Origin of the sequence: Campylobacter geochelonis, from assembly GCF_013201685.1 — a bacterium.
GTDB lineage: Bacteria > Campylobacterota > Campylobacteria > Campylobacterales > Campylobacteraceae > Campylobacter_B > Campylobacter_B geochelonis.
Genome location: NZ_CP053844.1, coordinates 143,294 through 155,271, shown reverse-complemented (window position 1 = coordinate 155,271; position 11,978 = coordinate 143,294). Strand labels below are relative to the sequence as shown.

General features: G+C 35.5%; 12 protein-coding genes and 1 tRNA gene. 9 read left to right on the top strand and 4 right to left on the bottom strand.

Features of this window, described 5'->3' with window-relative positions; genetic code table 11:
* Positions 1–294: 294 nt before the first annotated feature.
* From CGEO_RS00710 to rpsT, 4 genes are read right to left on the bottom strand one after another with little or no spacing between them, the layout of a single operon-like run.
* On the bottom strand, positions 295–525 hold the full coding sequence (locus tag CGEO_RS00710; RefSeq protein WP_242647982.1) for a replication/maintenance protein RepL: 231 nt from the start codon (positions 523–525) through the stop codon (positions 295–297).
* A 3-nt stretch (positions 526–528) separates the two neighbouring features.
* Positions 529–1,356 (bottom strand): universal stress protein, encoded by an 828-nt coding sequence (locus CGEO_RS00705; protein ID WP_075493966.1) that lies wholly within the window; start codon positions 1,354–1,356, stop codon positions 529–531.
* Positions 1,357–1,414: 58 nt separating this feature from the next.
* Positions 1,415–2,485: a peptide chain release factor 1 gene (gene prfA / locus CGEO_RS00700; RefSeq protein ID WP_075493968.1), complete on the bottom strand. Its 1,071-nt coding sequence runs from the start codon at positions 2,483–2,485 to the stop codon at positions 1,415–1,417.
* 24 nt (positions 2,486–2,509) lie between these two features.
* Complete coding sequence (gene rpsT, locus CGEO_RS00695; RefSeq protein ID WP_075493970.1) at positions 2,510–2,782, bottom strand: 30S ribosomal protein S20; 273 nt, start codon at positions 2,780–2,782, stop codon at positions 2,510–2,512.
* Positions 2,783–2,942: 160 nt separating this feature from the next.
* Between rpsT and glmM the strand changes: the two genes are divergently transcribed.
* The 9 genes from glmM to CGEO_RS00650 all read left to right on the top strand — a co-directional run bounded on the left by glmM (position 2,943) and on the right by CGEO_RS00650 (position 11,916).
* A complete protein-coding gene (glmM, locus tag CGEO_RS00690) occupies positions 2,943–4,283 on the top strand; it encodes a phosphoglucosamine mutase (protein WP_075493972.1) in 1,341 nt (446 codons plus the stop codon).
* Positions 4,276–4,731, top strand: coding sequence for a signal peptidase II (gene lspA / locus CGEO_RS00685; protein ID WP_075539906.1), 456 nt, complete (start codon positions 4,276–4,278; stop codon positions 4,729–4,731). The genes glmM and lspA overlap by 8 nt, the downstream gene beginning before the upstream one ends.
* The gene (locus CGEO_RS00680) at positions 4,728–5,093 is read left to right on the top strand and encodes an NINE protein (protein ID WP_075493974.1); all 366 of its coding nucleotides are present in this window, start codon (positions 4,728–4,730) and stop codon (positions 5,091–5,093) included. Before lspA ends, CGEO_RS00680 begins: the two co-directional genes overlap by 4 nt.
* A 136-nt stretch (positions 5,094–5,229) precedes the next feature.
* On the top strand, positions 5,230–6,426 hold the full coding sequence (nhaA, locus tag CGEO_RS00675; protein WP_075539907.1) for a Na+/H+ antiporter NhaA: 1,197 nt from the start codon (positions 5,230–5,232) through the stop codon (positions 6,424–6,426).
* A 70-nt stretch (positions 6,427–6,496) separates the two neighbouring features.
* Positions 6,497–6,572 (top strand) — tRNA-Val (locus CGEO_RS00670).
* Between the two features lie 255 nt (positions 6,573–6,827).
* Complete coding sequence (locus CGEO_RS00665; RefSeq protein ID WP_075539908.1) at positions 6,828–8,063, top strand: tyrosine-type recombinase/integrase; 1,236 nt, start codon at positions 6,828–6,830, stop codon at positions 8,061–8,063.
* A 132-nt stretch (positions 8,064–8,195) separates the two neighbouring features.
* Positions 8,196–9,545 carry a hypothetical protein gene (locus CGEO_RS00660; protein ID WP_075539909.1) on the top strand — a complete coding sequence of 450 codons (1,350 nt, stop codon included), beginning with the start codon at positions 8,196–8,198 and terminating at the stop codon, positions 9,543–9,545.
* Between the two features lie 125 nt (positions 9,546–9,670).
* Positions 9,671–9,877: a hypothetical protein gene (locus CGEO_RS00655; RefSeq protein ID WP_075539910.1), complete on the top strand. Its 207-nt coding sequence runs from the start codon at positions 9,671–9,673 to the stop codon at positions 9,875–9,877.
* A 137-nt stretch (positions 9,878–10,014) separates the two neighbouring features.
* Positions 10,015–11,916 (top strand): hypothetical protein, encoded by a 1,902-nt coding sequence (locus CGEO_RS00650; protein ID WP_172658055.1) that lies wholly within the window; start codon positions 10,015–10,017, stop codon positions 11,914–11,916.
* The last annotated feature ends 62 nt before the right edge of the window (positions 11,917–11,978 follow it).

Here is an 11,978-nt window from a genome sequence, read left to right as displayed (position 1 = left end):
GATTTTTATTTTGTGATAAATATAGATTTTAAGAAACTTAGGAAATTTAATCTGCTTTTTACGATATTTTAAATGGTAAAATTTATAAACTAACATCAAAAATTCTATCTTGTATTTTAAAAATCTACTTAGATAAATTTAAAAAGTTAGTTAAATTTATATAAAATAAATATTATTTTACAATCTTTGTAAAAGATACGACTTGTTTTATAAATCTTAGCAAATAATTCGCCAAACTTGCCTTTTATAAATTTAGCCAAAAACGCGGTCGTATCATAAAAAACAAACTTTGCACTAAAAACGGTTAAATTTATAAACTCCGTTTTTAATACGACTTATGATATTTTTATCCTTTAAAATTTTAAGCGTGTTTATAACAGTTGGTTTGCTAAGCGCTAACTGAACGCAAATTTCACTAACAGTTAGTGTTACAAAGCCGTTTTTATCGCACTTGGCACACAAAAACTCAATAACACTAACCTTTTTTTCTCCTAAAATCTGTTTGTAAACTTTAAGCGAATCCAACACCTAGTCCACAACCAAAACTGGAACAAGAGCATTTTTTACGATATTTTTTGAAGTGCTACCAAAGATAAAACTAGCAAACATTCCTTTGCTAAAAGCTCCAGTTGCCAAACTATCAATATTATTTGCTCTTCGGTATTTGATAATACTTTCAGTAACATCGCCACTTAGAGTGATAAATTCAGCACTTTTACCATCTAAAATTTCTCTAGCAGTTTGTAAAATTTGAGATGCTTTTTCTTCATTATCATTTACAGTTGCTATGTGATACTTTAAATCTAAGCCAAAAATCCCACTATCTTTTATAAACTCTAAAGCCTTAATCGAATCCTCTTTCCCATCAAAAGCGAGTAAAACTGAGCCGACTTTGCTAAATTCTTTGTTTACAAAAAGGATTGGATGTTCAAGTTCTCTTGTTAAAGTCGTGATATTTTCTTCTACCTCTTTGCTCTCTTCACAAATCGCCATTACAAAAGTATCCACATCTTTATAATTTAGCAAAATATCGATAAAATCGCCCTTTTGTAAATCAGTCGTAGAGCTTACGCCTTGCTCATCTGCTATTTTTTTGGCAGCTTGTAAAACCTGCTCGCCCTCTTTTAACTCTTCATCGGTTGCTTTTTTCTCATCTAGCTCATAAATCATATCGCTATTTTCGCCAACAACCAAACCACCAGCAGCTAAGCCTAAGAAATTTGGCACGATAATTGGGATATTTATGACATATAAGAATACAACTTCTGAATTTAGATTTTTCGCAATATCTAAACCATACTGACAAACCGCGTTATTTAGGGAGTTATTACTTAGATATACAACAACTTTTTTCATATAGCCCTCCTATTTTCATTTATAGGGGTATTATATAATATTTAAGTTAAAATAAAATTTATTCCAGTCCAGAACTGCTTATAGCATCGGATTGAGCGTGTGTGATTAAAGGATCGATTATCTCATCAAAAAGCCCGCCAGCCATAATCGCATCTAAGCGGTATAGTGTTAAGTTTATACGATGATCTGAGATTCTGTTTTGCGGATAGTTATATGTGCGAATTCGCCCACTTCTGTCGCCTGTGCCAACTTGATCTTTTCGCTCACTTCGCTCTTTTTCTAATCGCTCTTGCTCTTGCATATCAAAAAGTCGAGCTTTTAGAACTTTCATCGCCGCATCTTTGTTTTTATGTTGCGATTTTCCATCTTGGTTTGTTACAACTAGTCCGGTTGGGATATGGGTTATACGAACTGCTGAATCAGTCGTATTAACAGACTGCCCACCATGACCAGAACTTCTCATAACATCGATTTTAAGGTCATTTTGGTTGATTTGTATATCACTATCTTGCACTTCTGGCATAACAGCAACCGTTATAGCGCTTGTATGAACTCTGCCTTGCGACTCTGTTTCTGGAACTCGTTGAACGCGGTGAGTTCCGCCTTCAAATTTAAGCCTTGAGTAAGCTCCACTTCCTTTTACAAGCATGATAACTTCTTTAAAGCCACCTGCACTACCCTCGCTTTGAGAAACGATTTCTACTTTGTAGCCTCTAAGTTCAGCATATCTTAAATATGCCTCAAAAAGATCGCCAGCAAAAAGTGCAGCCTCATCGCCACCAGTTCCAGCGCGAATTTCTAAAAATATATTTTTATCATCATTTGGATCTTTTGGGATAAGCAGAATTTTTATCTCATCTTCAAGTTCGATTTTTCTAGTTTCTAAGCTTTTTAGCTCATCTTTTGCAAGTTCGGCAAGTTCGGCATCTTCTAAGAGAATTTTGTTCTCTTCAATACTATTTAAAACACTTAAATACTCTAAAGATGCGTGATTTATCTCTTCAAGCGAGCTTTGTTCTTTTGAGAGTTTAGTCATCTTTTCTATGTCGCTGACAATGCTTGGATCACTTAGCAACTCTGAAATTTCAGAGTACCTATCTAAAAATGGTTTTAATTTGTCAGCCAACATAGTTTATAAATTATTCGTTTTAAATTATTCAGCTATAGTTAGTGAATTTACTAATTTTGCCAAACGGCTAACGCGACGACCTGCTGTCTCTTTTTTCAAAATACCTTTACTTACAAAGCTATGAATGCTTTTGTTAGCAACTTTAAATGCAGAATTTGCAGCCTCTACATCTTTTGCCTCAACAGCTTCTCTTACCGCTCTAGTTATATTTTTAAGTCTTGTGCGATAAAATCTGTTTCTCTCAGTTTTTTTAATGGTCTGTCTTGCTCTTTTAGCAGCAGATTTATGATTTGCCATAATACGCCTTTGTTTAATATAGATTAAGATGTGGATTATACAGTGAATTCTTTTAAAAAAAGCTTAATTTAAGTATATTTTAAAATCCAAATTTAATTTAAGATTTTATTTGTTAAATTACGATAAAATACCTGAATTTATTATAAAAAAGGTTGAAATTATGAAGTATTTTGGGACTGATGGCGTTCGCGGAATGGCCGGAAAAGACCTAACTGCTGAGCTTGCTATGCGTATTGCAATGGCTGCTGGAATTTACTTTAGAAAAAGCTCAGTTACAAATATGATTTTGGTTGGAAAAGATACAAGAAGAAGTGGTTATATGATAGAAACAGCCATTGTTGCTGGACTTACATCAATTGGCTATAATGTCCGCCAAATAGGCCCTATGCCAACTCCTGCGGTTGCGTTTTTGACTGAAGATATGAGATGTGATGCTGGTATTATGATTTCAGCTTCGCACAATGCTTACTATGATAATGGGATTAAATTTTTTGATCATCAAGGATTTAAGCTTGATGAAACAGAAGAGGCAAAAATCGAACAAATTTTGCACAACGAAGAGTTGATTGCCGAAGCTAGAAAGCAGATGATGGAAATCGGTGCTGCAAAAAGAGTTGATGATGTGATAGGAAGATACATCGTGCATATTAAAAATTCATTCCCAAAAAATGAGAACTTGCACGGCTTACGAGTTGTTTTAGACGTCGCAAATGGCGCTAGTTACAAGGTTGCTCCAACAGTTTTTAAAGAGCTTGGCGCTGAAGTTTTTGTGATAAATAACGAACCAAACGGCAAAAACATAAACGATGGTTGTGGCGCGCTGTATCCGCAAAATTTGGCTAATGAAGTAAAACGCTTGCGAGCCGATGTTGGCTTTGGTTTTGATGGAGATGCCGATAGAGTCGTGGTTGTCGATGAAGATGGACAAGTTATAAATGGCGATGCTTTGATTGGAATTTTAGCGATTTATCTTAAGAAAAACTCAATGCTTTCACAAAACAAAGTCATAGCAACAGTTATGAGTAACGCAGCCCTTGATGATATGCTAAAACAGCATGAAATCGAGCTTTTGCGAAGTGGTGTTGGTGATAAATTTGTTCTTGAAATGATGAAAGAGCAAAATATAAATTTTGGTGGCGAGCAAAGTGGGCATATTATCTTTGGCGATTACGCAAAAACTGGCGATGGTATAACAAGTGCGCTTCAATTTAGCGCTTGTATGTTGCAAGAGAAAAAAAGAGCAAGCCAACTTAGCTCGATGTTTAAACCATATCCTCAAATTCTAAAAAATTTAAAAATCACAGAGAAAAAAGACTTGGCAAAATTAGCCGGTTTAAAAGAACTTGAAGCTTCGCTAAACGCCGATGGAATCCGCTCTTTGTTTAGATACTCTGGCACCGAAAAAGTCATAAGACTTTTGCTTGAGGGCAAAAAGAAACTTTTGGTTGAAAAACGGATGCAAGAGGTTGAAGACTTCTTTTTAAAAGCTTTAAATGGGTAAATTTTGGATTAAATTTGCTGCTATTTTTGTAGCGGTTTTTGCTGTAGATCAAATCATAAAATTTGTTTTTTTAAACGGTTTTAGATGGGATGGGGAATTTTTTTCTCTTATTTTAACCTTTAATAAAGGCGTGGCATTTTCGATGTTTGCCTTTTTAGATGAGTGGCTAAAAATTTTACAACTAGTGCTTATCATCGCACTTTTTATCTATCTAGTCTATCAAAAAGAGCTTTTGCACGAACATTGGGTGGCGTTTGCACTTTTGCTTGGTGCAGGAAGTTCAAATTTGCTTGATAGATTTATCCATAGTGGCGTGGTTGATTATGTTTTTTGGCATAAGTGGTTTGAGTTTGCTGTGTTTAACTTCGCTGATGTGATGATAAATTTAGCCGTCGCGATAATCTTTATACAAATTTTAATTGAATATAAAAGGAAAAAAGCAAAATGAGAAGAAATATGCTGATAGCTTACTTACTTTGGTTTTTCTTAGGTAGTTTTGGCGCGCATAGAATTTACTGTGGTAAATTTATAAGTGGGCTTTTTATGCTTATGTTATTTTGGGTTGGAAGTGCGACTGCATGGTTTATCATAGGCTGGTTTTTCTTAGCTATCTGGGGAATTTGGTGGCTTTTTGATGTATTTTTAACCGCAAATATGGTAAATGACATCAACGATGAATATAACATAGAAGATGAAATTTCATACAGCAACAAGATAAAAAATATCGAGGCGCTCTATGAACTTTATCAAAAAGGTGCCATATCTAAGGCTGAATACGAAACAAGAAAAGATATCTTGATGAGAAAATAATTTAGGATATTTTTAAAAATAATGTTACACTTTGTTATATTTAAAAATAAATTTCACTAAAAATGGCTATTTTCTTGAAATTTAATTTTTGCTATATTACAATAAAAAGTTATGCAACAAATAAAAAGGATTTACATTGACCAAATTTTTAAAGAAAATAATAGCTATAGAAAGCAGCGCTGGTATTTTACTTCTTTTATCGGCTGTTTTTGCACTGATATTTCAAAATTTAAGCTTTTTAAGCGGCATTTACAACTGGTTTTTACATCTTCACATTACCATTGGATTTGGCAGTGTTAAGCTAGACGAACCGCTTCATTTTTGGGTTAATGATGCTTTGATGGCGATATTTTTCTTTCTAATTGGACTTGAACTAAAACGAGAGATGGTCGAAGGTCAGCTAAAACACTTCTCACAAGTCTTTTTACCGAGCTTTGCCGCAGTTGGTGGGGTTCTTTTTCCTGCTATAATTTTTGCTGCTATTAACTGGGGAGATCCAGAAGCCATACGAGGTTGGGCGATACCAACAGCAACCGATATCGCTTTTGCGGTTGGAGTTTTGGCACTTCTTGGTAGAAGAGTTCCATCAAGTCTTAAAATTTTTGTCTTAACTCTTGCGATTATGGATGATTTATGTGCGATTATAATCATAGCACTTTTTTACTCAAGCACTCTAAATTTAACGTTTTTAGCGCTTGCAGCTTTAGTTGTTGCGCTACTGATAATCATAAACAGACTAGGAGTTAGCACTCAAATTCCTTATGTGATACTTAGTTTGATCTTGTGGGTTTTTGTCCTAAATTCTGGTATCCACGCTACTATCGCTGGAGTTGTGGCTGGATTTACGATACCTTTATATACCAAAAACGGCTCGATGTTAAAAGATATGGAGCACGCTCTTGCTACTTCTGTAAATTTTCTTATTTTACCACTTTTTGCTTTTGTAAATGCTGGCGTAAATTTACATGGACTAAATGCAAACTACTTGCTAGGAAGCGTGCCGGTTGGTATATTTTTAGGGCTATTTCTTGGCAAGCAAATCGGTATATTTTTATTTAGCTATCTTGCTGTCAAGCTTAAATTTGCTTATCTTCCAGAGCATTCTAACTGGAAACAACTCTACGCGATAGCCATTATATGCGGTATCGGCTTTACTATGAGCTTGTTTGTTGATAACTTGGCATATGGACAGCACTCAATGGAGTTGTATCATGGAACAGATAAATTAGCTATTCTTTTTGGCTCGTTTGTTTCTGGTATCGTTGGATACTTTGTGGCTAAAGCGGTTGGAAATAACAAAGATGGAAGCCCAAAAAATCTTATTAAAAAATAAAATATAACTAAATTTGGTCGGTTAAAGACCAAATTTAAATTTATTATGGTATAATCGCAGTTCTTTATTTGGTCCCGTAGCTCAGTTGGTAGAGCACTACCTTGACATGGTAGTGGTCGATGGTTCGAGTCCATTCGGGACCACCACTATATTTCATATATCCCCCATCTCAATGCTTCTTATGAATCTTACTAAACTCGGTTAAATGGTTCTTTGTCGCTAAAAAATTCAAATTCTTTCACTCTGTGCGAAGAAATTTAATTTTTCAAATTTTTATCAAAATTTGAGACTAAATGGGACTGAATTTGGGACTAAATTATTTTTAGTCCCATTAACTTTTTGAAAAGCGTGCCAATCGTTATAATTAATTACATACCTAAAAAACAAAAAAAGGATATGTAGTGGTTTTTAATGTTAACATTATTCAAAAAATTACGGAGCGTACGGGCTTTAAAGCCCAGCCGGACGCGGTTATTTCTAATTTCGAACTCCCTATCGGCTACAATTCCCTTTATAAGGAAGTTCTGGCCCCAAATTTGCAAATTCGCATAAAGAAAAATAAAAAGCGCGGCAAGCGTTATACAAAAACGTTTTACTATCGTCATAAAGACAAGTTGACCAAATTGGGGGAATTCCCCGAACTAAAATTTAAAACTGCATTAAAAGCTGTCGAACTACTTAAAAATGATTCTCCAAAAGTCGAGCAAACCACCTTAAAATCGGCATTTGAGCGATATAAAATACAACTATGTGGCAATTTAAAACCCGCTACGATGGCAAAAAACGAAAAATTATTTAGGGCTTTAACAAGTCTTCACAATAAATCACTAAAAAGTCTTAAAAAATCCGATTTTATCGGTATTTGCACGCGATACCATATTCAAGAAAAATTCACGACGGCAGAGCAAATTTTTAATCTATCTCGTTCTGTTTTGAATTTCTCCGCAGCCAGCGGTTTATTGAATGACAACCCCTTGGTTAATGTGAGATTTAAACAAATTTTTTCTGTTAAATTGGGGGAATATGGCTATTTATCCCCCGATGACCCAACCTCGTTGTCACATTTAATTAGATATATTTTCAAATATAACAACACAAAATCAGTTCGTAATGCCCTTGTTTTGGGACTTTTAACGGGATTAAGAAGTCAAAATGTAAGAGAATTGAAAAAAGAGCAATTGAAAAAAAACGAAAATGGGTATTATTTGGAATTCAGCGCAAATCAAACAAAATCAAACCGAAATGAACGGTTGGGGATTCCATCTCGACTTGCAGAATGGCTACTGAAATTCGACTTCCAAAACGACCTGTTTTTTCCGGGGGTCAGGGGCGGGATTTTAAGCGATTCGACCCTCAGCAAGGCACTTCAACCCTACTCGAATATGCAATTTCACGAGGGTTCAAGGTTCGTTTTTCATTCGCTGCGAAAAGTTTTGTCAAGTTTTTGCGGGAAAGAGCTAGGTTTAAATTCGAGACTAGCAATCGAGAAGTGCCTATTTCACGACATTTCCTCGACACTTGGAAGCTCGACGCACGGCACATATGATAAAAGCACATATGAAAATGACACTCGAAAAGTACTTGAATTTTGGCTTGATTATATTTGTAAAATTGGAGAAATCGATGTGTTGGCTTAATTTAAGAGCAACCCCCGATGGTGTGTTAAGATGGGGGTTACAAAACAATGTTTTATTAAAAAACTATTGTAATTATACTCTAGTTAGCTTATTTTGTATTTATAATTTTAAGTCCCATTCAAGGGGGTTCGAATGTTAAAAACAACTCGCCAACCCCCTTATTTTCGGTATCTTAAAGCAAAAAAGAAAGAACAGGAAAGAAAAATAAGCAAAATTTGGGATGAGTATCGACTTAAAAAAACCGATGATTTTGATGTCTTTATGGGGGAGCAGGTTAGACGTGTATCATATACGCAAAATTTCGACTTAAATAAAATGCTCGAAAACGCCATCTACAGGGAGTTTGAAGATGAAAACGGCATATTTACAGTCCAACCTAAAGGTAAACAAAAAATTAACGATAACTTGTTTTTACAGATAAATGAAAATAGAAATTTATGCAAAAACCTCGAAGTTAGCGCGATAACATTGTGTCTGAACGCCCAAGAAATCGGCATTGAAACAAAAGCCTACAACACCAAAGCAAGACAATATTATCGAATTCTCAACAATCAAGAAATTGCCAAAAAGCTCATAAACCACTTGCAAATCACGATTTCAAGGGGTTTAAAGAAGTATCGAACGTGGACGACATATGTTTTGGAGCGCCACTATGATGGCACTCCGCACATTCACGCAACGTTATTTTGTTCTTCATTTGAAAAATCAAAAATTCTGAAGATTTTAACCGCCCGATACCCCAAAAATGGGGCTGTTGGGGAGGTTTGCAACCCCGACTACCTTCTCAAGGTTACATCGAAAACCGATGAGGGCAAAATTTTTAATACAGCTAAAATCTATGGAGTTCAAGCCGATAAAAAGCTTTATTACATCACACACAATGTGGGGAATTCGACTAGTTGGCTTCAAATTTGTAAAAAGCTTCAAGAATTTTTTGCAGAGCAACTTGAGTCAAAAAAACGCCAAATTCAAAATAGAAAACTCAAACGTATAAAACCCGCACAAGCCCCTAAAAATCGAGAGTTTGTGATAAATAAAACAGTTCTAGTCCCATATGTTCCAGCGCCTAAAAAAACAAGAAAGAGAGAAATCGATAAAATAAATATGCAAGTTAGGTTTAAGGGCGGTCGATATCATTTTAATTACAAATTTTCAAGAAAAATAACAATAAATCAACTAAATAAATTCAAAACCGAGTTGAAAAAACAAGCTAAGAATTTAACAAAAAAAGAAGATGTTAAACAAGTAATTGAAGAATTAAAAGCTAAGTTCAAACTAAATCAAAAAAGAGTCAAAAAAGCCCCTAAAATCAAGCAAGAACCCGTAACTTATACTGTTGCAACTAGCCCATATTTTGAACAGCCAGAAGAGCCAAAAACAATCAAAAAACCACAAAAAGAACCGCCGAAAACAGGATTGTTTGATGGGCAAGCAATAGAAAGAAAATCCATAATCGCTGACCGCGATTATGGGGGTATTTAGGGCTGTTGGCACCTTGTGCCAACAGGCTTTCTTTTCTACTGCTATGCTTATTTGGAATTAGTAAATTTTTTTACTATAATTAATGTAAGTAAGTAATACAAATTACATAAAAAGGAGCAAAAAAAATGAGAACAAATGTTAAAAAAATTTACAACTTATTATCGAAGATTCAAGAAGCCGAAAAAGCCGAATTGAAGGCAAAATTTGCGTTAGAAAAAATCCAAAAAAACTTGGAGCAACTGGATGCGGAATTGGGCATTTTAATCGTCCAAAACCCCTCAAAAATGGTTGAAAATACTAGCACACCTGTTACCCAATCGTCATCGTTTTGAGAGCCCTTGTGGCTCTTAAAACCTCATCCCCGTTAGCTCTGCTAACGTTTAATGAGCCCATTAAACAATACTACCGCAGGTGGTATTGAAATGGGTTTTTTTAGCCACACAAGGGGGCAAAAAAAGGAGTTAAAAAAATGGCTAATAGAAAATCAAGCGGAAACATTCAAAAAGCCCTTATTTTGTGTTTTGAACACCTTTTTCGCGAGGGATTTTTGGCGAAAACTGTGTACAAGGAGAGGTTGTCCTTGAACGAGTATTCAACCGACTCAAAAACTGCCCGAAAACAATGGAAAAAATGGCAAGAAGAATCCCGCGAAAAATACAAAAAACGAGTCGGACGTTATCCGAAATGGTCTAGCGAAAATACATTGCAGGAAATGGTTGTAAATTTGGACGAGAACTGTAACCTTGAAACGTTGCAAAAAATAGCGGAAACTGTGGAGAAAACGATGGGATATCGGTGCCTCGCGATGGCGGTTCACAGGGACGAGGGCTACTACGATTCAGAGGGCAAATTTCATACAAATTTCCACGGACACTTGGTGTTTTTTTCAGTCGATGAAAATGGAATGCAACTAACGAGGGAAAATTTTCGCCACCCCCAAAAAATGCGTGACCTGCAGACCCAAATAGCCGAGATTACGGGCTTGGAACGGGGCGAAATTGGCTCAAAACGTAAACGTTTGGAACACAAACAATACAAAATACACATAAAAGCACAAGAAGAAGCCGTAAAGCCCCTAAAAATCGAGATAAAAGCCCTAAAAAATGAACTTGAACGGCTAAAAAATCGACCAAAAATTCAGGCAAATTACAAGGAAGATTTGCAAAAAATAGAACTTGAGTTGAACGCTAAAGACCGACAGTGGAGAGATTTATTTGCCTACGGCTGTTCGATTGGGAATTCTGATTTGTACAAAAATCAAATAGACTCAATAAAAGCCGAAATTCAGAACCTAAAAGCTAAAAAAGTAGAAATAGAAAACAAAATTCAAACACAAGAAATTGAAGAAGCAAACCAAAATTACAATGTATATGTAGAAAAAATAGAAGTTCGAGCCGAAAACAAAGCCCAAAACGCCCTAAAATCGGCAGTTTGGAGCAATTTTAAAACTGCCCTCGAGGAAATGAAAAAAGAGGGGGTTGATTATCAGTCTTACACTAAAATTTCCGATAAATTTAATTCAAAACTCAAAATGCTCGAAAACACCGATATATTGGGGCTTGATGAAAAAGAACTCGATAAATTTATCAATCAGATAACGGATATAAACGCCATAAAAAACAACGTTTTAATGGAGCTTGGCGATGAATTCAGTCAAAAAAAATGGGGCGATAGTGAGCTTGAAAGTGCCTTAAAATCGAGCCTTTGGAACTCCATTTTTATTGCGGGTGCTTTGGTTCAGAGTATTGGCACGTTGTTATCTCGAACATCAAAAGAGCATAAACGAGCAAAAAACGAGCTTTTAGATGAAATCCACGACCTCAAAGCCCAAAAAGTCGAGAAATCGAATAAAAACGATGAAATTTTAAAAGCCAAAGTCGATAAACTCGAGTCCGAAAACTCAATGTATAAAATTTCAACTTTGAATTTATTAAACGAAAACAGCGAGTTAAAAGCCCAAAACAAGGAGTTAAAAGCCACTCAAACCCCTCAAAATTCAACCACAACCGAACTCGAAATCGAAAACGATAAACTAAAAAACAGGGTAAAAATTGTGGAAATTCACTCCTTAAAAATGACGTTAAAAGCCCACGTGGCGGGGGTTCGAGAGCAATTGAGGGAAGCTGGCGCCCAACGCGAACATTATGCTCATTTAGAACAACTAAATAAAGATTCTGTCGCCAAAATCGATGGTTTGAAAAATAAGGATATTGATTTAAATTTAATAAAAGACGCTTATGATTTAATCCCAACGTGGATTAGCACTCAATCAATTCTAAATTCCCCCGCTGCGAAAGCTGAAATTGAAAAAAAGAAGCAACAACAGTTGAAAAACAATCAAAATTCAAAGGGTTTTGGTTTTGGGGTATAAAACCCCCTCCCCCTGTCCCTCCCCTTAAAATGGGGGCTAGACAGTAAAAACATCGAACCACT